This window comes from Undibacterium sp. GrIS 1.8 (assembly GCF_040544445.1).
In the GTDB taxonomy this organism is placed as follows: Bacteria; Pseudomonadota; Gammaproteobacteria; order Burkholderiales; family Burkholderiaceae_D; genus Undibacterium.
The window spans coordinates 18,935-42,189 of sequence record NZ_JBEONQ010000021.1; the positions used below are offsets into that span (position 1 = coordinate 18,935).

Consider the following 23,255-nt stretch of genomic DNA (forward strand, 5'->3'; position numbering starts at 1 on the left):
TAAGTGCCGCCCTAAATCGCTTGATTCACTTGAATTGGCTGGATTAGCGCGCAATCGTATTGGTACGTTTAATCTTATTTTGCAACTGAATAATGCCGTACAAAAGAGCTTCAGCGGTCGGAGGGCAGCCGGGCACGTAAATATCCACAGGAACAATCCGGTCACAACCGCGAACTACTGAGTATGAATAATGATAATAACCACCGCCATTAGCACAAGAACCCATAGAGATAACCCAGCGCGGCTCTGCCATCTGATCATAAACCTTACGCAAAGCGGGAGCCATTTTATTACACAAAGTACCTGCCACAATCATGACATCGGATTGACGTGGAGATGGTCGGAAGACGACGCCAAAACGGTCAAGATCATAACGCGAAGCACCGGCATGCATCATCTCAACCGCGCAACACGCCAAACCAAATGTCATCGGCCACATTGAACCTGTGCGCGTCCAATTGATGAGCTTATCCGCCGTGGTCGTGACGAAACCTTCGCTTAATACACCTTCAATAGCCATAATCCATTACTCCCAATCGAGGGCGCCCTTTTTCCAGATGTACCAAAAGCCCACGGCAAATTCCAAAATAAATCCAAGCATAATCAGAAAACCCGACCAACCCAAATCGCGCATTGCTACGGCCCAAGGGAAGAAAAAAGCAGTTTCCAAATCAAACAAAATAAACAAAATAGCAACGAGGTAGTAGCGCACATCAAACTTCATGCGCGCATCTTCGAAGGCCTCAAAGCCACATTCATAGGGAGATGTTTTTTGACTATCTGGCTTGAAGGGGGCAAGTATGCGCCCTAAAATTTGCGGAACGATACCGACCGCAATACCAACCAGAATAAAGAGAAGAACAGGGAAATAATTTTCGAGGTTCACGTTAGGCTACCTGTATTTAAACGTCACATTAAAGCAAATCATACCAAAGCATAACAAACTAAAAATGACTAACTTCCTCGACCAAGTCAGCATGTAAATCTGACCGTATTTTATTGGTGCCGACGACGAGACTCGAACTCGTACAGCTTTCGCCACTACCCCCTCAAGATAGCGTGTCTACCAATTTCACCACGTCGGCTTAAGCCCAGCATTCTACTATACCAACTGCAATTGTTCAACGCACAATTGCAGTTATTCAATCTTTTTACGGTACAAAAACTGGCTTACTTAGGAATCTGATTTACCTGACCCGCAGTACTTGCAGGAGCAGCAACGACGGGAGCAGAAGCAGAGGCAGCAGCACTAGTAGAAGCCGGAGCAGACTTGGATGCAGGCAAATTATCCATGACGCCACCTGACACTGAACGATTAGTGCCGATGTAAGCTAACGCCAAAGTCGCGCCAAAGAAAATCGCGGCAGCAAGACCTGTGGACTTAGATAAAAAATTAGAGGATCCAGTGGCGCCAAACAAGCTACCTGAAGCACCGGAGCCAAATGATGCCCCCATATCCGCGCCCTTGCCGTGCTGCAAAAGAACCAGACCGATAATTGCCAGCGCAGACAAAACCTGAACAATCACTACCACCGTAAACAAAGTATGCATTCAAAACACCTAATTAAATTAATCGTAAAACAAAGAACAATCTCTCAACACCCTAAAAAATTAGACGGCGTCGACAATTGCGAGAAAATCAGCCGCTTTCAAGGCAGCACCACCGATAAGACCGCCATCGATATCAGCCATCACCAATAGCTCTTTTGCGTTATCGGGCTTCATACTTCCGCCATACAATATTTGCATGCCAGCAGCCAGGTTAACATCCTTACCAATCAATTGCTGACGAAGCACTGCATGAACATCTTGCGCCATTTGCGGAGTCGCAGTTTTACCTGTCCCTATCGCCCAAACTGGCTCATAAGCAATCACAATATTTGCCAGTGCATCAACACCAATCAAATCCAATACCGCCTGTAATTGACTTGAAACAACCGCATTAGTTTGTCCCGACTCGCGCTGCTCCAGAGTCTCACCGACACAAACAATTGGATGCAAACCTGCGTTCAATGCCTGCAAAGCTTTTTGCGCTACCAGATCATTAGACTCATGATGATAGGCGCGACGCTCAGAATGCCCAACAATCACATAAGAACATCCGCAATCCACCAGCATTCCAGCAGATACTTCACCCGTATAAGCGCCCGAGCCGTGCATAGAAACATCTTGAGCGCCAGAGAAAATACCACTACCAGTCAAATCATCCGCACATTGCGCCAAATATGGTGCGGGAGCACAGACCAGAACATCACAAGCCGCATTTGGGTTTAAACCCGCACGCAACCCTGATAAAAGTGCTTTATTGGCAGCAAAACTGCCGTTCATTTTCCAGTTACCAGCTATCAGTTTGCGTCGCATAGCAGCCTAAAATTTAATTAACCGTCTATTGTAGCCGCCTGAGCAAGAGGGGTCAAATTCACGATGCCAAAAAAAGTGAATGCACTGCAACTCAAATAAATATTTGAGTCAATCAATTAACCAAAAGCATCGGCAATATCGCTTTGGAAGTCAAAAGACATAAGTATACTCCCAGTTAGTATATTAAATATGTCCAATGATTTAATGGGCAATAAGACTATTTATACAAAAAGTAAGGGGAGTATATTTATGATCTATTCTTAATTTATTTTATTACTCACAAACCTGTAACATAATCTTACCCACATGCAAGCTGGACTCCATCAAACTGTGTGCTTGAGCAGCCTGCCCTAATGGAAAAATTTGATGTATCACGGGCTTTATTTTTCCAGATACAAGCAAAGGCCAGACATGCGCCTTCAATTGCTGCGCAACCGCCCCTTTAAACGCAACCGAACGCGGCCTCAAAGTTGAACCGGTAATTGTCAATCTTCTGCGCAATACCTGCCCCAGATCCAGCTCCGCCCGAGCACCACCCAGCAAAGCGATGATCGCAAGACGTCCATCATCTGCTAGGCAATTGATTTCACGCGGGATATAGTCTCCGGCAACCATATCCAAAATCACATTGACCCCTTTATTGTCAGTAAGCGATTTGATGATCTCTACAAAATCTTCATTCCGATAATTGATACCACGCTCAGCCCCTAGGCTCTCGGTCGCACGGCACTTATCATCCGAGCCAGCAGTGGCAAACACACGATGCCCAAGAGCCGCAGCGATTTGGATGGCGGTTACGCCGATACCCGAGGTACCGCCCTGCACTAGAAAAGTTTCTCCTTGGGTTAATCTGGCACGATCAAAAACATTACTCCAGACCGTAAAATAGGTTTCCGGCAACGAGGCCGCCTCCATTAAAGAGAGTCCTTCCGGCAAAAGCAGGCATTGCTGCGCCGGAGCTACACAATATTCCGCATAGCCACCACCCTGTACAAGAGCGCAGACCAAATCACCTTTTTTAAATCCAGAGTCGCCCAAATCACCGCCAACAATCTCGCCTGCGACTTCTAAGCCCGGCAAATCAGACGCCCCCGGAGGAACAGGATACTGACCAAGACGCTGAAAAACGTCAGGGCGGTTAATACCTGCCGCATGCACCTTAATCAATACTTCGCCCGCTTTAGCCTCGGGAATTGGACGCTCGCACAATTGCAAAACTTCTGGCTTACCGTACTGTGTAATTTCAATTGCGCGCATGATCTTGTCCTGTTTAAAAAAGTACTATTGTACGGCGATAAAAAAACGCCTGCGCGTAAGCACAGGCGTTTTTGAGAAAAGCGAATTTGCTATAGCCATGCATAGCAAATATTTAGGTAGTCAAGATTACTGAGGCTGAGCTTCAACTTCTGGAGCTGCTGCTTTCATTGACAATTTAAAGCGACCGCGATCGTCAGTTTCTAATACTTTGACACGTACTTGCTGACCTTCTTTAAGGTAATCAGCAACTGCATTGACGCGCTCATTAGCGATCTGACTGATGTGCAACAAGCCATCCTTACCTGGCATGATTTGGACGATCGCACCAAAGTCTAGCAACTTCAGTACTGTGCCATCATAAACTTTACCGACTTCAACTTCTGCAGTCAGCTCCTGAATACGACGTTTAGCTTCCTGACCCGCAGCTGCATCTACCGAAGCAATTGTCACTACGCCTTCATCGCTAATATCGATTTGGGTACCAGTTTCTTCAGTTAAAGCGCGGATCACAGCGCCGCCCTTACCGATGACATCACGGATTTTTTCTGGATTAATTTTGACGGTAATCAGACGTGGTGCGAAGTCGGACAATTCTGCTTTACCATGGGGTACAGCCTCTTGCATTTTGGCAAGAATATGAACGCGACCTTCCTTAGCTTGCGCCAAAGCGACTTGCATGATTTCTTTTGTAATGCCTTGGATTTTGATATCCATTTGCAAGGCAGTAATACCTTCAGCAGTACCAGCGACTTTAAAGTCCATATCGCCCAAATGATCTTCATCACCCAAAATGTCGGTCAAAACGGCAAACTTATTACCATCTTTAATCAAGCCCATGGCGATACCGGCTACGTGAGCCTTCATCGGCACACCAGCATCCAGCAGTGCTAAACAGCCACCGCAAACCGACGCCATTGAAGAAGATCCGTTGGATTCAGTAATTTCTGATACCAAACGCACTGAGTAGCTAAAATCTTCTGGCGACGGTAAAGCCGCTAACAAAGCACGTTTAGCCAAACGACCGTGACCGATTTCGCGGCGCTTAGGCGTACCAACGCGACCAGTTTCACCAGTAGCAAACGGGGGCATGTTGTAATGCAGCATGAAGCGATCTGTGTACTCGCCCATCAATGCATCAATTTTTTGCTCATCACGCGCTGTACCCAAAGTCGCAATCACCAAAGCCTGCGTCTCACCACGAGTAAACAAAGCCGTACCATGCGTACGTGGCAACACGCCAGTACGAATCGTAATCGGGCGCACTGTACGAGTATCACGACCGTCAATACGTGGCTCACCATCCAGAATTTGGGAGCGAACAATTTTCGATTCCAAATCAAACATGATATTGCCTACATCGGAAGAATCCGGTACCGATGTGCCTGACGCTGCAGCTTGCTCAGTCAATGCAGCGCTGACTTTCGCACTTGCATCTTTAAGCAATTGCGTACGAGCTTGCTTTTCACGTGTTTGATAAGCAGCGCGCAATAAAGGCTCTGCTACTGCTGAAACAGCCGCGATCAATGGCTCGTTCTTTGGTGCTGGTGCCCATTCAACTTCTGGTTTGCCGCCATCGCGAACTAAATCATGAATCGCATCAATCACTGCCTTCATTTGCTCGTGACCGTACACCACGGCACCCAGCATAACTTCTTCAGATAATTGTTGCGCTTCAGACTCAACCATCAAAACTGCTTGCTCAGTACCGGCAACAACCAGATCCATAGCGGATGTTTTTAACTGAGTCGCGGTTGGATTCAATACATATTGACCATCGATATAACCCACGCGTGCGGCGCCGACTGGGCCACTGAATGGAATTCCAGAAACGCAGATCGCGGCAGAAGCGCCGATCATAGCGGCGATATCGGGATCGATTTCAGGGTTGACGGATAAGACATGAATGATCACCTGCACTTCATTCAAATAGCCTTCTGGAAACAGAGGGCGAATTGGACGATCGATCAGACGGGATGTCAGTGTTTCTTTTTCAGATGGACGACCTTCACGCTTGAAAAAACCGCCTGGAATACGACCAGCAGCATAAGTTTTCTCAAGGTAATCAACCGTCAGAGGGAAAAAATCTTGACCTGGCTTAGCGTCTTTTTTTGCAACAACGGTTGCTAATACAACGGTATCTTCAATTGATACCAAGACTGCACCAGAGGCTTGACGAGCGATCTCGCCTGTTTCCAACGTCACTTGATGTTGACCGTACTGGAAAGTTTTCGTAACTTTATTAAACACAATGTGTCCTTTCTATTTTGCCGACAGATTTTCAGGCGCTGTCGTCCACCTCACCGCGAGCGAATCTTGGATTCGCTTTCCTGCATTAACTAATTACAGACTCAATTACAAGATACTAATTACCAACCACCAACTACAAACCATAAACAACAAAAAGCCTGCGACAGCGAACTGAGGCAGGCTTTCTGCTACAACATTTTTGCTATGTAATAAATATATAGCAATGAATTACTTACGCAAGCCGAGTTTTTCGATCAGTGAACGATAACGGTTCAAATCTTTACCTTTGAGGTAAGACAACAGGCTTTTACGACGGTTAACCATCATAATCAGACCACGACGTGAGTGGTGATCTTTAGCATGTGCTTTGAAGTGACCGTTTAAGTCATTGATGCGTGCAGTCAATAAAGCAACTTGCACTTCTGGGGAGCCGGTGTCATTTACACCGCGGGCATTGTCCGCAACGATGGCGGCTTTAGTACTTTTTTCAAAAGTCATGATTTTCCTTAACATGCGATGGCAAGAGAATGAACCCTTATCATCGTGATAACAATAATCTCACCAAAACGGTAAGACGCGTGACTATAACATGAATTCTTTACCCGATCAAAGTAGGTTTATGCCATCCGGACCTAAGTAATGACTGTATTAAAGCTAGATCACAGCTGAGGATTAAGCTTCTCTACTTTTGAATGCAATTTATTCAAAGCCGACAAATACGCTTTAGCTGAGGCAACCACAATATCAGGATCGGCCCCGACACCATTTACGATACGACCCGCTTTAGATAGACGCATCGTAACTTCTCCCTGAGATTGCGTACCAGTGGTGATCGCATTCACTGAAAATAGCAATAACTCAGCGCCACTTTGCGTCGTCGATTCAATCGCATTCACAATCGCATCGACAGGACCGTTGCCGTGGCCGTTGCAAGTAACTTCTTTCGTATCAATTGAAAACACAATTTTTGCTGCTGGCCTTTCACCTGTCTCGGAATGCTGTGCCAAAGAAACAAACCGATAGTATTCATTACCGTGTGCATGTTCTTCATCGGAGACCAAGGACATAATATCTTCGTCAAAGATTTCTGATTTACGATCTGCCAGCTCTTTAAACCGCGTAAATGCCGCATTCACATCCGCCTCTGACTCCAAGGCGATGCCCAGCTCCTCAAGACGTTGTTTGAATGCGTTTCTACCAGATAATTTACCCAGAACGATTTTATTTGCACTCCAGCCGACATCTTCAGCTCGCATAATTTCATAGGTGTCACGCGCTTTCAACACACCATCTTGATGAATCCCAGAGGCATGCGCAAACGCATTCGCACCAACCACTGCCTTGTTTGGCTGTACTGCAAAGCCAGTAATTTGAGAGACCAATTTTGAAGTCGCAACGATCTGAGTCGTATCAATATTACAGTCTAAATTGAAGTGATCACGACGAGTCCGTACTGCCATCACGATTTCTTCTAGCGCAGTATTACCAGCACGCTCACCCAAACCATTGATCGTACATTCCACCTGACGCGCCCCGCCGATCATCACACCAGCTAACGAATTTGCCACTGCCATACCCAGATCGTTGTGGCAATGAACTGACCATATCGCTTTATCCGAATTAGGAATACGCTCGCGTAAATTTTTTAGCATCGTGCCGTACAACTCTGGTACGCCATAACCTACCGTATCGGCAAAATTGATTGTGGTTGCGCCCTCAGCAATGACGGCCTCGATCACCCGGCATAAAAAGTCCATATCTGAACGACTGCCGTCCTCAGGACTAAATTCAACATCATCGGTAAACTGACGCGCAAAACGCACTGCTTGCTTCGCTTGCTCAAATACTTGGTCCGGTGTCATCCGCAGCTTCTTTTCCATATGCAATGGTGAGGTCGCAATGAAGGTGTGAATACGTTTTCTTTGGGCAGATTTCAGTGCCTCAGCTGCACGAGAAATATCCCGGTCATTGGCGCGCGATAATGAGCAGATAATCGGTTCTCTTACCGATGTAGCAATCGCTTGGATTGCCTCAAAATCTCCTTGCGATGCGGCAGCAAAACCTGCTTCGATCACGTCCACTTTTAGGCGTTCTAACTGACGTGCAATCCGGATTTTTTCATCCTTGGTCATAGACGCTCCGGGCGACTGCTCGCCGTCACGTAAGGTGGTATCAAATATGATTAATTTATCACTCATAATCTAATCCTGATTTTATAAAAATTAAAATATTGGCGTAGGTAATCGGTGTAAGTAACCAGCATAAGCAACATACTTTTGAAGCGTGCTTAATTGTGTACTCTATTGCGTGCTTTTAATTCTCTTCATCGAAGATAAAAAAAGAGAAGTAGCCGGTTATAGCTAACGTAAATTGATAGCGCGATATCTGGTCGATATCTTAGGAGCTGCTAAGGTCACTAGAAAACCTGGTGGGTTTTCATAAGACCATTCACTGGCAAATTGCTAAAAATTTAGGCATAAAATTCTTGAAAACGACTATAAGCGTGATTATCTCTAAGTGCAAGAATTTATAGCAGAATTAATCTAGAATTTTCTATGTTTTTGGATTATCAAAAAACAAAAAGCCGCGTCACATTTCTGCGGCGCGGCTATATACTTATTATCACACAGATTGCTATTTATCTTCGTGTGGCTCCACCGTTGTTTGAACAATACTGATGGGGCGACCTTTGCGCCAGCGCCACAGTAAAACAACGTAACCAGACAAGCCATACAAGACAAATAATCCAAACAATACTTTAGGTGGGTCTTTAACCACAGCGACGTATCCAAGCACGATCAAAAGTGGTGCAACAAACGGAACCGAGCGACGAAAATTTACATCTTTAAAACTGTAAAAAGGAACATTCGTCACCATCGTCAATCCAGCAAATAAAGTAATGCACCAAGTACTCCAACTAAGTTCACTACCTTTAAAATTCAGATCGGTCATAAGCAGCACAAATCCTGCGACCAACGCCGCCGCGGCCGGACTTGGCAAACCTTGAAAATAACGCTTATCAACTACAGCGATATTGGTATTAAAACGTGCTAATCGCAATGCGGCTCCAGCACAGTAGATAAAGGCAGCTAACCAGCCGAGTTTATCCATCCCACGAAGCGACCATTCATACGCGACCAAAGCTGGTGCCGCGCCGAAAGAAATCATGTCAGACAAACTATCGTATTGAGCACCAAATTCGCTTTGCGTATTTGTCATCCGCGCCACACGACCATCCAGACTATCCAGCACCATCGCTGCAAAAATAGCGAATGCCGATTGATCAAAACGTTGGTTCATCGCCATCACGATCGCATAGAAGCCACAAAACAAAGCTGCAGTAGTAAATGCATTGGGCAACAAATAAATCCCACGCCGACGTTTGGCAGGAAGCATCTGCCCGTTCTCGCTGAATGTGTTTGCTTGATTTTTACGTGCGCCACGAGGAAAAAGCTTAAGACTACCTTTGGGCTTGCGTCGTTTGAAAGATGGCATGCGTGTAATGAATGAATTGAAAGTAAGGCGAAAGTATAACGTCTATTACACGGCAGTAAAAATCAATTCCATCACCTTTGTCTAACGCGGTATTGATAGAAAGACGTTATTGCTTTATCGGCAAACAGCCTGGCTTTGCTATTCGACCCTACCAAACTGTATGATTTACGTCGTGTATTCAATATGGAAATCTAAATAATCGCTATATATGATAAGCATAAATTAGCAAGATAGCGGTGTGCATGATTAACACATCATAAGCCCGTATAAATGACAGATTTTACGTAAACTTTACACTCATATAAATTTATACTCCTGGTATGTATATATTGAGTGTCCATATATTAATTGGACGATATGTTATTTTTTATAAAAAATTCGGGGAGTATATTAAAATCAATAAGGAAATTTCAATAAAAAAGTCGCCCTGGCAGGCGACTTTTTTGTTTTCAACTTGCGCAGACTAAAAGTCAGCACCAGAAGATAATCTGTAATTGTCCAGATTAATTTTTCGATTGATCGACTAATTTATTCTTAGCAATCCAAGGCATCATTGCGCGCAACTTAGCACCGACCTCTTCTATCTGATGCTCAGATGTCAAACGGCGACGGGAAATCAAAGTAGGTGCACCTGCTTTATTTTCAAGGATAAAACTCTTCGCGTATTCGCCAGTTTGAATATCTTTGAGGCATTGACGCATTGCATCTTTGGTCGCGGACGTGACGACTTTAGGGCCGGTCACATATTCGCCATATTCTGCATTGTTCGAGATCGAGTAATTCATGTTGGCGATACCGCCTTCATAGATCAAATCGACGATCAATTTTAATTCGTGCAGACATTCAAAATACGCCATTTCTGGTGCATAACCAGCTTCGACCAAGGTCTCGAAACCAGCTTTGATCAGTTCAACTGCGCCACCGCACAATACTGCTTGTTCGCCGAACAAATCGGTCTCAGTTTCTTCACGGAAGTTAGTTTCGATGATACCGGCACGACCACCACCGTTGGCCATCGCATAGGACAAAGCGATATCACGTGCAGAGCCTGACTTATCTTGATATACAGCGATCAAGTGAGGAACACCACCACCTTGAGAATACGTGCCGCGAACTGTGTGGCCTGGCGCTTTTGGGGCGATCATGATTACGTCCAGATCGGCGCGTGGTACGACTTGGCCGTAATGAACATTAAAGCCATGTGCGAACGCTAATACAGCACCTTGCTTGGCATGTGGCGCTACGTTTTCAGCATACACTTGGGCGATGTTTTCATCTGGCAACAAGATCATAATGACGTCAGCTGCTTTCACTGCATCATTCACTTCCGCTACATTCAGACCGGCGTTTTTTGCCTTGTCCCATGACGCGCCACCTTTGCGCAGAGCAACGGTAACTTTACAGCCAGAATCATTCAAATTTTGTGCGTGGGCATGACCTTGGGAACCGTAACCAATGATCGTAACGTTTTTGCCTTTGATGAGGGACAAATCGCAATCTTTATCGTAGAAAACTTTCATTTTTATTCCTTCGTAATTTAATTAGTTTAATAATTTTGTAAATAGAATTTTAGAACTTGATATTGTCTTTAATTGGCACGTTTAATGACTACCAATAATTCCGACTAAAAATCTTTAATTGTTTGTTTACACTTTGAGAATACGCTCGCCGCGACCGATGCCAGAACCACCAGTACGCACAGTTTCTAAAATCGCTGTGCGGTCGATGGAGTCAATGAAGGCATCAAGCTTGCCTTTGTTACCAGTCAGTTCGATGGTGTACGTTTTTTCGGTGACATCAATGATACGTCCACGGAAAATATCCGCTGTACGCTTCATCTCCTCACGCTCTTTACCCACGGCCCTGACTTTGATCAACATCAGCTCACGCTCGATATGCGCACCCTCGGTCAGATCCACGACCTTCACGACTTCAATCAGACGATTTAAGTGCTTGGTGATTTGCTCGATGATGTCATCCGAACCCGAGGTCACAATGGTCATGCGTGATAGCGTGGCATCTTCGGTCGGCGCTACCGTTAAGGTTTCGATGTTATAACCACGAGCAGAAAATAAACCAACCACGCGTGACAAAGCACCCGCTTCGTTTTCCAGCAAAACAGAAATGATATGTCTCATGTTATAAATCCTCAGAGCCGAGCAGCATTTCAGTCAAACCAGCACCCGCCTTGACCATAGGCCAGACGTTTTCGGTTTGATCTGTGATGAAGTTCATAAACACCAGACGATCTTTCATTGCGAAGGCGTCTTTTAAAGCGCCATCAATATCAGCGGGGTTTTCGATCTTCATGCCGACATGGCCGTAGGCCTCTACTAACTTGGTAAAGTCCGGCAAAGAGTCCATGTACGACTCGGAATAACGTGAACCATAATCAATTTGCTGCCACTGCCTGACCATGCCAAGGAAACGGTTATTCAGCAAAATAATTTTTGGCGTCAAATGATATTGCTTGCAAGTAGCGAGCTCTTGAATACACATTTGTATAGACGCTTCGCCTGTAATACAGGCAACTGTCGCACCGGGATTGGCCATCTGCACACCCATCGCATAAGGCAAGCCCACGCCCATCGTGCCCAAGCCGCCAGAATTAATCCAGCGACGTGGTTTGTCAAAGCCGTAATACTGCGCCGCCCACATTTGATGCTGACCAACGTCAGAGGTGACGAAGGCGTCGCCCTTGGTGATTTCCCAAACTTTCTGAACAACTGACTGAGGTTTGATCACTTCGGTCGATGTCGGGAACTTCAGACAATCGCGTTTGCGCCATTCATTGACTTGCTTCCACCAGTCTGCCAGAGCTTTGGGATTAGATTTGGTTTCAGCGACACTCAATTGCGACAAAAATTCTTGCAACACGTCTTTAACATTACCGACGATAGGAATATCAACTTTTACCCGCTTAGAAATCGACGATGGATCAATATCGATATGAATAATTTTGCGCGGACTAGACGCAAAATGTTTGGGGTTACCGATAACGCGGTCATCAAAACGTGCGCCAATCGCAATCAACACGTCGCAGTGCTGCATTGCCATGTTAGCTTCGTAAGTACCGTGCATGCCGGGCATACCGACAAATTTATCGCTAGAGGCTGGATATGCGCCTAATCCCATCAAGGTGTTAGTGCATGGAAAGCCTAATTGATCGACCAGTTTATTCAACTCTGGCGACGCATTCGCCAGAATCACACCGCCACCGGTATAAATCATCGGGCGCTCTGCTTGCAGCAATAGTTGCACCGCCTTACGGATTTGGCCAGAATGACCTTTATCCACTGGCTTGTAAGAGCGCATTTCAATTTCTTTTGGGTAGAAATAGGTAGTCTTGTGCATGCTGATATCTTTAGGGATGTCAACTAACACAGGACCGGGACGACCCGTTGTAGCGATAAAAAAAGCCTTTTTTATGGTCGTCGCTAAATCTCTGACATCTTTCACCAAAAAGTTATGCTTGACGCAAGGACGTGTAATACCAACGGTATCGCATTCCTGGAAAGCATCCTGACCAATGGCGTGGCTTGGGACTTGGCCGGAGATGATCACCATCGGGATCGAATCCATGTAAGCCGTTGCAAGGCCAGTGACCGCATTGGTAACGCCAGGGCCAGATGTCACTAGCGCAACACCCACTTTTTGTGAGGATCGGGAATAAGCATCTGCTGCGTGAATCGCGGCCTGCTCATGACGAACAAGAATATGTTGAAACTTGTCCTGATTAAAAATTGCATCGTAGATATAGAGTACAGCACCGCCCGGATATCCGAACACATGCTCAACACCCTCTTCGGCCAGACATTTAACTAAGATCTCTGCGCCGGTTATTTCTGTATTTGTATCTGAACTCATTTACGTTTCCTTTCAAGGTCCATAGGAGATTGATCGGATGTTCTTTCCTGACGAAATTACGAAGCGAGGCGGTCTGCTGATATTCCTTTTTGTGCGGTCACATTACCCTTGGTACATCCGTTGGATATATTTCCAGGTAAGGCTTAGAACACTCGTTCAATCAGTATTTTGGGCTTTGCTAAGACAACTTCTCACGCTTGTGGCATGGGTTAGAACAAACTGCTTCATTAGAGCGAACCTGCAGAGGACAGCATTGTGAGCCGATTCCAGCAAGTATTTATTGCCTCGAGATTTCAAGACGGATTCATACGGTACTGTGTTGCACCATTTTGGTCAAGACAAATTGCACCTTTTAAAGCACAAAATCCCTTCCAAATCAGGTACTTTGTACAAAAAACGGGACATAGAAAAGGAATTTTGCTAGCATGGGCGCACTTTTAAAGGGAAAGACAATCACGTAACTCGTGCGCCAACCCAATAGCTGCAAAAAAATATGCAAGAATAGCTTTTTGCGACAGATAAACAAAATTACTAAGTTATTGATTAGCTACGCCAACAGATGGCCACAGACAAAGAATTATCCAATTTTCTTGAAGGCGTAGAACGTCGCGCCTTCAAACATGCCGTCTATACCGTACGCAACCAAGAGTCTGCGTTGGATATTGTGCAAGAATCCATGATCAAGCTTTCTGAAAAGTATGGCGATAAGCCTGCGGCAGAATTGCCGATGCTATTTCAGAGAATTTTGCAAAACACGATTCTAGATTTTTTTCGTAGAGAAAAAGTGCGCAATACTTGGGTTAGCTTATTTTCAAGTATCACTCCAAACAATAATCAAGGCGATGATAATTTTGATTTATTGGAAAGTTATGCCGCAGAAGATGGCACAGAAGCATCGGAATCAAGCGCGGACAAGATAGAACGTGAACAAGTTCTGAATATTATCGATGAGGAAGTACAAAAACTTCCAGCGCGTCAACGGGAAGCCTTCCTCATGCGTTATTGGGAAGACATGGACGTAGCAGAGACTGCCGCCGCAATGGGCTGCTCAGAAGGCAGCGTAAAAACGCATTGTTCCCGCGCGACACATGCGCTCGCAGTATCGCTTAAGGCAAAAGGAATAACATTATGAATTACTCACGAGAAGCGCAAGACCTCGACTTTGCCTACAAAGTACGGCATGCATTAAACGAATCCGCTGAAAACATTCCCGCACCGGCGCTGGACAGGCTCGCTAATGCGCGCAAAATTGCAATGTCACGCAAAAAGCAAGCTTCGCCAAGTGCGGTTTTTGCATTTGGTGGCGTTTTAGCTGGCAATGCGGGATTTTCTTTCCAAGGACCACAATCTTGGCTAGGTAAGCTGGGCGTTATCTTGCCTTTGCTGGTACTGGTTATGGGCTTGACAGGCATTTACGAATACGAGCAACAAAGAAGAATTAGCGATTTAGCAGAAATTGATGCGGCAGTTTTAGTCGATGAATTGCCACCTGATGCTTACCTTGATACTGGCTTTAGCGCTTATTTGAATAAAGCGGAGGAATAGGCGTGCGCTTATCCACTTTGCTCGTGGTCAACAGAACTGAAGTCCTTGCCTTAATCATGGCAGTGGTAGCGTCGGTAACTTACGTCATGTCAGCTACCGCTGCTGACGTGACGCCAACGGTTGCGCAAAAAGCTACCGCGTTACCAGCAACGCCATTGACTAGACCAAGCTGGCAGGAATTAAGTGCGACACAAAAAATCGCACTTGCCCCACTCGCGCCTGAATGGCAACGGATGAGTGAGCAAAATAAAAAGAAATGGCTAGAAATTGCAAATAAATATGCAGTAATGAAGCCAGACGAGCAAGTTCGGGTGCAAGAACGTATGCGCGCCTGGGTTAAATTAACGCCTGAACAACGCATGCAAGCACGAGAAAATTTTGCTCGTACAACTCAAATAAACTCAGAAAAAAAATCTGAGCAGTGGCAGCAGTATCAAAAATTAAGTGAAGAAGAAAAGAAAAAACTCGCAAGTGAAGCGGTGAAGAAAAAAAGCGTAACAAACCTTCCCTCAGAAGCTCAGCGCAAAGCAGTACCCCTTGCTCCTATCAAAGGCGCACCTAAGGCGGCATTGGCAGCACAAGTAACCAAGCCGGCCGCTGTAATTGCACCGCAATCGGCAAGTTTGCCAGCAAGCGCGTTGCCTGTACCAAACACGTCGGTATCTCAAACTCCGGCAAAGTAACAAGTGGCTACAACAAATACTGCTATCCCATCACCTGTAGCACCAGCCTTAAAACGTCGGCTTATTTGCATGGTTTATGAGGCGATGCTTTTGTTCGGTGTCATTTTTACGGCAGACATGATATTCGACGTTTGGACCCAGAGTAGGCACGCACTGACCCTTCGCCACGCTCGTGAGGCCTGGCTCTTCGCCATACTCGGAATATATTTTGTGTTTTTTTGGTGCCGGAGTGGTCAAACTTTGGCAATGAAAACCTGGAATATCAAACTAATTGATGGCGAGAGACAAAAATTACCCATCATTAAAGCAGTAGTTCGCTACTGCCTGGCATGGATGTGGTTTATTCCAGGCCTGGCGATTGCCTACCAATTCGAATTAAAAGGATGGCTCGCTATTGTGGCCGTCACCGCAAACATTATCCTTTGGGCGCTAACATACAAGCTTGATAAAGATGGTCAATTTTTGCATGATAAATTAGCGAAAACTCGCTTGGTGCACGCGGAAGTTAAATTAAGCAATGACACCAGATTCGTAGATTAAGACTGATTCCAACGCCAACTACAATCCAGTCAAATATTCATTTATAGCGAATAATTTTATGTTTCACTATAAACACAACGAATTCTCTTGGGAAAATCCCTATCCAATTTTTGTGCTTTGCCAGTTCAATGTTATTCTATTGAAAAAATAATTCTAGAGAGTCGGCATGCAACACAAAACGCCTCGTCGTACCAGGGAACGTATACTGGACTTATCACTTCGCCTATTTAACGAATTTGGCGAACCCAATATCACAACCACCGTCATTGCTGAAGAGATGCACATCTCTCCGGGCAATCTTTACTATCACTTCCGTAATAAAGACGATATTGTTAATTCTATCTTCACTCAATTTGAAGAAGAAATTAATAAAAAACTCGCGTTCCCGGAAGGTCGTAAAGCGAACATTCAAGATATCTGGACTTATCTGCATCTGACCTTTGAACTGGTCTGGCGCTATCGCTTTTTTTATCGTGATTTAAACGATCTGCTGTCTAGAAATCGTAATCTGGAACTGCATTTTAAACAAATTCTGTCGCACAAAATCAAAGTCGCCACCGAGCTTTGCTATGGCCTGCGTACCGATGGTGAGTTTGAAGGCAACGACATCGAGATTGACGCCCTTGCGACCAACATGGTGGTGGTAGCCACATATTGGTTGTCCTACGAATACGTCCGCAATCCTCGCAAATACACCGAGCTACAAACCATGTCCGAATCCCTGGCGCGTGGCTGCTATCAGGTGATCGTGCTAATCAGCCCTTACTTGCGCGGCGAAACTAAAAACGTCTTCGAAAAACTATCGCAAGAATATCTGAAAAAAATTAACCCATAAAATTAACCAGTAAGCTCAACACCCGCGCTTCAGGAATCCCATGTCCACCATAAAATCGCTTTGCGTTTACTGCGGCTCATCCATCGGTGACGACGACGCCTACGCGCAAGGCGCCCGCCAGCTCGCTGCTGAAATGGTGTCGAACAGCATCTCCCTCGTCTACGGCGGTGGCAATGTAGGCCTGATGGGAGTGATCGCGGATGAAGTCTTACGGCTCGGTGGTCAAGTCACTGGAGTTATCCCGCAAGCCCTGATGGATAAAGAAGTTGGCCATACAGGTTTAAGCCAGCTACACATCGTCAAAAATATGCATGAACGCAAAGCCATGATGGCGGACCTATCGGATGGCTTTATCGCCATGCCGGGCGGTGTTGGTACTTTGGAAGAACTGTTTGAGATGTTCACCTGGTCGCAACTGGGTTTTCATCAAAAGCCATTGGGCTTATTGAATATCGCTGGTTTTTACAATAATCTGCTCGATTTTCTGCAGCACACTGTCAATGCCAAATTTTTGAAAGCAGAACACTTGGCGCTGCTATATCAGCAAGAAGATCCAGCTAAACTAATCCTGGATCTGCAGCAAGCCAAACCCCTGGCCTTGCATAAATGGGTTAAACAAAACGATCTTTAACTCATATTCAACCGCGCCTTTGCATTATTAAACATCAATCATCGTTGAGTATCCATCTAATTAATACACTACCATTCATTACATACTACCCATTAGTATATTTTAATCGTCCATATAATTATTGGACAATCAGGCATAATTTGATTGGATTGCTAGGGAGTATATAAAAACATCCTTCAGTATCCGATCCAAAAACCGCTGTACTGTCACCAACTGACATGATCTGGGCGATTCCCTCGCCACAAAGCAAATCCCTCTTAATTACTGCTGCATTACAGGGTAAAATGCGGGTTCGATTGTTTTTTTACCTGTTGATCGCGATCATTATGAAGTTCACCAAACAATTTCAGCTTTACCAATCCGAAGCAACTCAGTTTATTCAAAGTCTGAAAAAAGCTAATCCGCAATTAGAGCAAAGCCAGCGTGATGGTCGTGCTTTGTTATGGGATAAAGCACCGATTGATCTTGCGACGCAAAAAGACACGATTGAGTCCAATATCGATCAACAAGCTTACGTGTACCAAAACAAAGCCTAAGCCAAGACTGCTGTGACAGCAATCAGCACTACTTTGTCAGCGACAGATTTGCCTCTGGTTGGCAGTAGCGACAGCACACCCAACGTTGTTGATGGACTGGCGTTCGCCAAACTATATGGCGAGCCGCTGTTCAAACTACCCAACGATCTCTACATCCCGCCTGATGCGCTGGAAATTTTTTTAGAGGCGTTTGAAGGCCCGCTGGATTTACTGCTCTACCTGATCCGCAAGCAAAATTTCAATATTCTCAATATTCCGATGGCGCAAGTCACGTTGCAATATCTGGACTATGTTGAGCAAATCCGCAAACATAATCTGGAGCTGGCCGCAGAATATTTGTTGATGGCAGCGATGCTGATTGAAATCAAATCACGCATGCTCTTGCCCAGCACCAAAAATCTGGATGATGGCGAAGCAGGCGATCCGCGTGCAGAATTAGTGCGTCGTCTACTGGAATACGAGCAAATGAAACTAGCTGCCTACGACCTCAATGCGGTTCCTCAGCTAGGACGTGATTTTTTGCATGCGCAAGTCTTTGTTGAGCAAAATACGGTATTGCATTGGCCGCAGGTTGATGTACAAGATTTACAAGCAGCCTGGGCCGACGTATTAAAACGGGCAACACTTGTCGCCCACCACAAAATCAGCCGTGAAGAATTATCGGTGCGCGAGCACATGACAGGTATTTTGCGCAAATTGCAGTCCGCTAAATTTATCGAGTTTTCAGATCTATTTGATCCTAGTAAAGGTGCACCAGTGCTGGTGGTTAATTTTGTTGCCCTGCTTGAACTGGCAAAAGAAACTTTAATAGAAATCACTCAGGCAGAAGCTTTTGCACCGATTTATGTGAGACTCGCTTATTTGCCAACGCACTCATCAACGCACTCATCAACGTACTCATTAACGCACTCACCTAATTAATCGCTAAGCCAGCAAACTCTCGCTACGAATCAAATCATAGTTGTCACATTCACTCACTCTTATCCTCATGAAAATTATTTCCTCTATCGAAGAATTGCGCGATCAACTACGCGGTCAATTACGCACTGCATTTGTACCGACAATGGGCAATTTACATGAAGGTCATTTGTCCTTGATGCGTCTGGCAAAAAAACATGGCGATCCGATTGTGGCTTCGATTTTCGTCAATCGATTACAGTTTGGCCCGAACGAAGATTTTGATAAATATCCGCGTACTTTTCAGGCTGACGTAGAAAAGCTGGAGAAGGAAGGTGTGTATGTATTGTTCGCCCCGACAGAAAAAGACCTCTACCCAGAACCACAAGAATACCGGGTGCGTCCACCCGACGATCTGGGGAATATCTTAGAAGGCGAATTCCGCCCTGGCTTTTTTACCGGCGTTAGTACTGTTGTGCTGAAATTATTTTCTTGCGTCCAGCCCCGTGTTGCGGTGTTTGGTAAAAAAGATTACCAGCAATTAATGATCATCCGGAATATGGCAAAGCAGTTTGCCTTACCAACTGAAATTATCGCTGCCGATACCTGGCGCGCTGATGATGGACTCGCACTGTCATCACGCAATGGTTATTTGTCTGAGGCTGAACGCGTAGAAGCACCTGTTTTATATCAGACACTGAATGAGGTTGCGCAAGAAATCCGTTCGGGGCACCTGGATGTTTTTGAGCTGGAAAAGAAAGCCATGGCGAAACTAGCAAATCGTCATTGGAAGCCAGATTATATTTCTGTACGCAAGCGCTCCGACTTGCAACCACCGTCTGCTGGCGATATTGCGCAGAAGGCGGAGCTGGTGGTAGTCGCCGCCGCCAAGCTTGGCAACACCCGCCTGATCGACAATCTGGAAGTCTGATGACACAGCTTGCAAAAAGCAGAGAGCACTTTTGTCTCATCAAAAAACTGTCTGCTTTCATGGCACTGGCAGCGATCAGCTTGCACAGTGTCGTGGGCCACGCCGCCATCAGCGTGACTGATGATGCACAACATGTGGTGACGCTGGCGAAGCCAGCACAGCGCATTATCAGCCTCGCGCCGCATGCGACTGAGTTGTTGTTTGAGGCCGGTGCCGGTAGCCAAATTGTCGGCGTCAGCGAATACAGCGACTTTCCGGAAGCCGCTAAAAAAATCCCTTCGATTGGCAATGTATTCGCATTAGATGTAGAACGCATCATTGCGCTCAAACCCGACCTGATCGTGATCTGGGGTACTGGCAACGGCAAAACCCTAGCGAGTAAATTGCGCGATACCCATATCCCGATATTCGAGAGCGAGCCACGCAGTTTTGAAGATATTGCCAGTTCAATAGAACGTCTGGCAGTTTTGACTGACAAGCAAGCGACCGGCAATGCGGCCGCCCAACGTTTCAGAAATCGTTTAGAAAAATTGCGCCAAACTTATCAGCCCGGCTTGTCGTCCAGCCTGTCGTCCGGCTTACAAGTCAGTACTACAAACACAGCAGAAAAACAAAGAATCGTCAGCGTGTTTTATCAAATTTGGCGCAAACCTTTGATGACCTTAAATGATCAGCATCTGGTATCGGCAGCAATCCGTTTGTGTGGTGGTAAAAACATATTTGGCGGCTTAAAAGAAATCAGTCCCACAGTCAATACCGAAGCAGTGCTAGCGGCCAACCCGGATGCGATTATTACCACTGGCGGCGAGCAGCAAGATGTCTTCGCCGACTGGCGGCAATTCACTACGCTCAATGCCGTCAGCAAAGGTAATTTATTTACCGTAAAAGGTGACTGGATGAATCGTGCAGGGCCGAGAATTTTAGATGGCACTGAGATGCTCTGCAAACATCTGGCGACTGCCAGAGCAACACTGAAATAAGATTCAAATCTGATCTCATTTTGCTAGCTTTGCGAGTTGAAAGTGGATATTGCTGCTACCTCACGTTACATTCAAATAAATATACTCAGGTAGTGTATATTTTAGTCGTCCATATAATGTCTGGACAATTCGGATTTTTAATTAAAAATGAAGGGGAGTATATAAAAATACGCCCTTTTGATCGAATCAGAAGCTAGAACGGATTACAACACTCAGCATAAAATTAAGCTATTAATTCCAGTCGCGTGGATCAACCTGATAATAGGCGCGGAATTGCTCAAATAGCGCGGGATGATATCTCGCCATCTCCCAGGTTTTCTCAAAAAACGTCTCTGTCCCGACCGCAAAAAATTCTGCCGGATTGGTCGCGCCATAATGATCCATCACCGTTTCTTCACCTAGCTCCGCTGCGCGCTGCAATACATCAAACTCTTGGGACAAGATACTAGACCAACGTTGATAACGCGCCTTACTCATCAAGGCCGGTGCACCGTTGGTGCTGCCGGTTTCGCTATCGAGCTGATGCGCAAACTCATGCAAGACTACATCGTGCCCTGCGATTTGCGTACCATCGCTGCGCTGCACATGATCCCATGCCAGGATCACCCTGCCATCACTCCAGGATTCTCCCGACAAAGTTTGGTTAGCATGAGTGACTACACCACCTAGGCTAGTTTGGATATGCGGCTTCATAAAAGCACTGGGATAAACCAGGATGGTTTTTAAGGCTGGGTAAACTGTGCTTGGACGATTAAGGAGCAACATGCACGCTCTGGCAGCGATCGTGACTTTGATCTCATCCGTCATCTGTAAATCATCGCAAGCAATAAATTTCTTTTGATATAAAAACTGTTTGATCAATCGCTTTAACTGTAATTGCAGCTCCGCTGGCATTCTGGAATACACCGGGATATTTTTACGCAGTATTTTGGAGTAGTGACCAGGGAATGGCTTTTGCAAAGCGCGCTTCAACAGCACATCAGGCAACCACACAATCAGTCCGACCGTGATTACGATGCTGGATAATACAAGCATTAGTGGTAAAGCGGAGGACATTGATTACCTGCAATTCTGAATGAAAACACAGTAACGATACCGTGTTATCTCTGGTTATTTAGACCGTTGCCATCTTGATAAAATCTATGCAGCTTGATAGCAAACATAAGTACGAGCTGGAATCAACTCATACCTTCAGATGGGACAGTCTTCAGAAAAAACAATAGCTATTAACCATAGCTATTGAATGAAGTGCCCGCAAGGCAACACGAATAATCGATTGCTGCGATAATGCGCCCTCACCGATGCCATCAATATCATTCTAAAAATAAGGCATCCAATCCCGTATTCTATTTTTTGATTGTCCTCCCATGCGCAAAGGCATACTCTACGCAGCTTCCGCTTATATCGTCTGGGGCTTATTTCCAATTTATTTCAAAGCTCTGCACGGGATACCTGCACTAGAAATTTTGTTACATCGCATGTTGTGGTCACTGCTATTTTTGATGGTGGTACTGGCATGGCGTAGTCAATGGTCTTGGGTACGCGATGTGCTGCGTCAACCAAAGCTGATCGCCGGATTTGTCGCCAGCGCGACCCTGTTGTCAGTCAATTGGCTGATCTACATCTGGGCGATCAATAACGATCATATCGTCGATGCCAGTTTGGGATATTTTATGACGCCGCTGGTCAATGTCCTGCTCGGTTACGCTATCTTGCGTGAGCGCTTGCGGTCAGCACAATGGTTTGCCATAGGCCTGGCAGCCTGCGGTGTGATCTGGCTGACCTGGCAAACCGGTCATCCTCCCATCATTGGATTGTCTCTCGCCATCAGCTTTGGCGTGTATGGTTTATTGCGTAAAACAGCCGCGCTTGGCGCGCTAGAGGGCTTGTCGCTAGAAACCTTTTTGCTGTTCCCGTTTGCTTTTGCTTATCTGACTTACTTAACAGTGCAAGGTCATAATGCCTTCATCAGCGGATCTGGCACAACCCAATTATTACTGCTGGCAGCTGGCCCGATCACTGCAATTCCCTTACTAATGTTTGCTGCCGGTGCTCGCCTGATCCCTATGGCGACGCTGGGATTGCTGCAATATATTGCGCCATCAATCCAACTGATATTAGGCGTCATTTTGTATCATGAGCCATTTAGCGGCGAAAGACTAATCGGATTTATGGCGATCTGGGCTGCGCTAGCGGTGTATTCTGCAGAGGGAATACGTCACTCCTTCAGACGCCAATAATCCAGGTTTTAATTACCAATAGAGTTGCTAAAGAAGGCTAAAGGAGCCCAAAGAAATAGGCCAATCGTAGTTTATGGTAAAGTACGCGCTTCGCTAGGGGTCCTGCGTCAAAGATAAAGTTTGTTTTTATTCTTGTCTGCAGGTGAGAAATACCCTTGAACCTGATCTGGATAATGCCAGCGTAGGGAAGCGCAAAGTCTCTATCAGTCT

The 23,255-nt window shown here is 45.6% G+C and carries 24 protein-coding genes, 1 tRNA gene and 1 riboswitch; of the genes, 11 read left to right on the forward strand and 14 right to left on the reverse strand.

Features of this window, described 5'->3' with window-relative positions; translation table 11 throughout:
- Window positions 1–43: 43 nt before the first annotated feature.
- The 13 genes from AAKU64_RS11645 to AAKU64_RS11705 all read right to left on the reverse strand — a co-directional run bounded on the left by AAKU64_RS11645 (window position 44) and on the right by AAKU64_RS11705 (window position 13,227).
- Window positions 44–520, reverse strand: coding sequence for a NuoB/complex I 20 kDa subunit family protein (locus AAKU64_RS11645; protein ID WP_262835880.1), 477 nt, complete (start codon window positions 518–520; stop codon window positions 44–46).
- A gap of 6 nt (window positions 521–526) precedes the next feature.
- The gene (locus tag AAKU64_RS11650) at window positions 527–886 is read right to left on the reverse strand and encodes an NADH-quinone oxidoreductase subunit A (RefSeq protein ID WP_322119447.1); all 360 of its coding nucleotides are present in this window, start codon (window positions 884–886) and stop codon (window positions 527–529) included.
- Between the two features lie 114 nt (window positions 887–1,000).
- Window positions 1,001–1,085: transfer RNA gene (locus AAKU64_RS11655), tRNA-Leu, on the reverse strand.
- 85 nt (window positions 1,086–1,170) lie between these two features.
- Window positions 1,171–1,551, reverse strand: a complete 381-nt coding sequence (secG, locus tag AAKU64_RS11660) for a preprotein translocase subunit SecG (RefSeq protein WP_354331553.1) — start codon at window positions 1,549–1,551, stop codon at window positions 1,171–1,173.
- 60 nt (window positions 1,552–1,611) lie between these two features.
- Window positions 1,612–2,361, reverse strand: a complete 750-nt coding sequence (gene tpiA, locus AAKU64_RS11665; RefSeq protein ID WP_354331551.1) for a triose-phosphate isomerase — start codon at window positions 2,359–2,361, stop codon at window positions 1,612–1,614.
- A 273-nt stretch (window positions 2,362–2,634) separates the two neighbouring features.
- Window positions 2,635–3,618 (reverse strand): NAD(P)H-quinone oxidoreductase, encoded by a 984-nt coding sequence (locus AAKU64_RS11670; RefSeq protein ID WP_354331549.1) that lies wholly within the window; start codon window positions 3,616–3,618, stop codon window positions 2,635–2,637.
- Between the two features lie 126 nt (window positions 3,619–3,744).
- Window positions 3,745–5,865, reverse strand: coding sequence for a polyribonucleotide nucleotidyltransferase (gene pnp, locus AAKU64_RS11675; RefSeq protein ID WP_354362159.1), 2,121 nt, complete (start codon window positions 5,863–5,865; stop codon window positions 3,745–3,747).
- A 228-nt stretch (window positions 5,866–6,093) separates the two neighbouring features.
- Window positions 6,094–6,363: a 30S ribosomal protein S15 gene (gene rpsO / locus AAKU64_RS11680; protein WP_322119452.1), complete on the reverse strand. Its 270-nt coding sequence runs from the start codon at window positions 6,361–6,363 to the stop codon at window positions 6,094–6,096.
- Window positions 6,364–6,524: 161 nt separating this feature from the next.
- Window positions 6,525–8,063, reverse strand: coding sequence for a 2-isopropylmalate synthase (locus tag AAKU64_RS11685; RefSeq protein ID WP_322119453.1), 1,539 nt, complete (start codon window positions 8,061–8,063; stop codon window positions 6,525–6,527).
- Window positions 8,064–8,499: 436 nt separating this feature from the next.
- The gene (gene pssA, locus AAKU64_RS11690; RefSeq protein ID WP_354331544.1) at window positions 8,500–9,360 is read right to left on the reverse strand and encodes a CDP-diacylglycerol--serine O-phosphatidyltransferase; all 861 of its coding nucleotides are present in this window, start codon (window positions 9,358–9,360) and stop codon (window positions 8,500–8,502) included.
- Between the two features lie 503 nt (window positions 9,361–9,863).
- Window positions 9,864–10,880 carry a ketol-acid reductoisomerase gene (gene ilvC, locus AAKU64_RS11695; RefSeq protein ID WP_322119455.1) on the reverse strand — a complete coding sequence of 339 codons (1,017 nt, stop codon included), beginning with the start codon at window positions 10,878–10,880 and terminating at the stop codon, window positions 9,864–9,866.
- A 126-nt stretch (window positions 10,881–11,006) separates the two neighbouring features.
- Window positions 11,007–11,498 (reverse strand): acetolactate synthase small subunit, encoded by a 492-nt coding sequence (gene ilvN, locus AAKU64_RS11700; protein ID WP_188565843.1) that lies wholly within the window; start codon window positions 11,496–11,498, stop codon window positions 11,007–11,009.
- 1 nt (window position 11,499) lies between these two features.
- Window positions 11,500–13,227, reverse strand: a complete 1,728-nt coding sequence (locus AAKU64_RS11705) for an acetolactate synthase 3 catalytic subunit (RefSeq protein ID WP_354331541.1) — start codon at window positions 13,225–13,227, stop codon at window positions 11,500–11,502.
- Window positions 13,228–13,786: 559 nt separating this feature from the next.
- Between AAKU64_RS11705 and AAKU64_RS11710 the strand changes: the two genes are divergently transcribed.
- The 10 genes from AAKU64_RS11710 to AAKU64_RS11755 all read left to right on the forward strand — a co-directional run bounded on the left by AAKU64_RS11710 (window position 13,787) and on the right by AAKU64_RS11755 (window position 20,805).
- Window positions 13,787–14,359 (forward strand): RNA polymerase sigma factor, encoded by a 573-nt coding sequence (locus AAKU64_RS11710; RefSeq protein WP_322119457.1) that lies wholly within the window; start codon window positions 13,787–13,789, stop codon window positions 14,357–14,359.
- Window positions 14,356–14,772 carry a DUF3619 family protein gene (locus AAKU64_RS11715; protein WP_322119458.1) on the forward strand — a complete coding sequence of 139 codons (417 nt, stop codon included), beginning with the start codon at window positions 14,356–14,358 and terminating at the stop codon, window positions 14,770–14,772. The genes AAKU64_RS11710 and AAKU64_RS11715 overlap by 4 nt, the downstream gene beginning before the upstream one ends.
- Window positions 14,773–14,774: 2 nt before the next feature.
- A complete protein-coding gene (locus tag AAKU64_RS11720) occupies window positions 14,775–15,455 on the forward strand; it encodes a DUF3106 domain-containing protein (RefSeq protein WP_354362160.1) in 681 nt (226 codons plus the stop codon).
- A 3-nt stretch (window positions 15,456–15,458) separates the two neighbouring features.
- The gene (locus AAKU64_RS11725) at window positions 15,459–15,995 is read left to right on the forward strand and encodes an RDD family protein (RefSeq protein ID WP_354331537.1); all 537 of its coding nucleotides are present in this window, start codon (window positions 15,459–15,461) and stop codon (window positions 15,993–15,995) included.
- Window positions 15,996–16,161: 166 nt separating this feature from the next.
- Window positions 16,162–16,830: a TetR/AcrR family transcriptional regulator gene (locus AAKU64_RS11730; protein WP_322119461.1), complete on the forward strand. Its 669-nt coding sequence runs from the start codon at window positions 16,162–16,164 to the stop codon at window positions 16,828–16,830.
- 49 nt (window positions 16,831–16,879) lie between these two features.
- The gene (locus tag AAKU64_RS11735) at window positions 16,880–17,461 is read left to right on the forward strand and encodes an LOG family protein (RefSeq protein ID WP_354362175.1); all 582 of its coding nucleotides are present in this window, start codon (window positions 16,880–16,882) and stop codon (window positions 17,459–17,461) included.
- A gap of 218 nt (window positions 17,462–17,679) precedes the next feature.
- Window positions 17,680–17,997 (forward strand): DUF3460 family protein, encoded by a 318-nt coding sequence (locus tag AAKU64_RS11740; protein ID WP_354362161.1) that lies wholly within the window; start codon window positions 17,680–17,682, stop codon window positions 17,995–17,997.
- Between the two features lie 21 nt (window positions 17,998–18,018).
- A complete protein-coding gene (locus tag AAKU64_RS11745; RefSeq protein ID WP_354362176.1) occupies window positions 18,019–18,918 on the forward strand; it encodes a segregation and condensation protein A in 900 nt (299 codons plus the stop codon).
- Window positions 18,919–18,985: 67 nt separating this feature from the next.
- Window positions 18,986–19,825: a pantoate--beta-alanine ligase gene (panC, locus tag AAKU64_RS11750; protein ID WP_354331535.1), complete on the forward strand. Its 840-nt coding sequence runs from the start codon at window positions 18,986–18,988 to the stop codon at window positions 19,823–19,825.
- Window positions 19,825–20,805 (forward strand): cobalamin-binding protein, encoded by a 981-nt coding sequence (locus AAKU64_RS11755; RefSeq protein ID WP_354331533.1) that lies wholly within the window; start codon window positions 19,825–19,827, stop codon window positions 20,803–20,805. The genes panC and AAKU64_RS11755 overlap by 1 nt, the downstream gene beginning before the upstream one ends.
- 231 nt (window positions 20,806–21,036) lie before the next feature.
- Here AAKU64_RS11755 and AAKU64_RS11760 read toward each other — a convergent pair whose 3' ends face one another.
- Window positions 21,037–21,861, reverse strand: coding sequence for a M90 family metallopeptidase (locus AAKU64_RS11760; RefSeq protein WP_354331531.1), 825 nt, complete (start codon window positions 21,859–21,861; stop codon window positions 21,037–21,039).
- 311 nt (window positions 21,862–22,172) lie between these two features.
- On the opposite strand from AAKU64_RS11760, the gene rarD reads away from it, so the two are divergent.
- The gene (gene rarD / locus AAKU64_RS11765) at window positions 22,173–23,045 is read left to right on the forward strand and encodes an EamA family transporter RarD (protein WP_354362162.1); all 873 of its coding nucleotides are present in this window, start codon (window positions 22,173–22,175) and stop codon (window positions 23,043–23,045) included.
- 85 nt (window positions 23,046–23,130) lie between these two features.
- Window positions 23,131–23,250, forward strand: a riboswitch (TPP riboswitch).
- Window positions 23,251–23,255 lie beyond the last annotated feature (5 nt).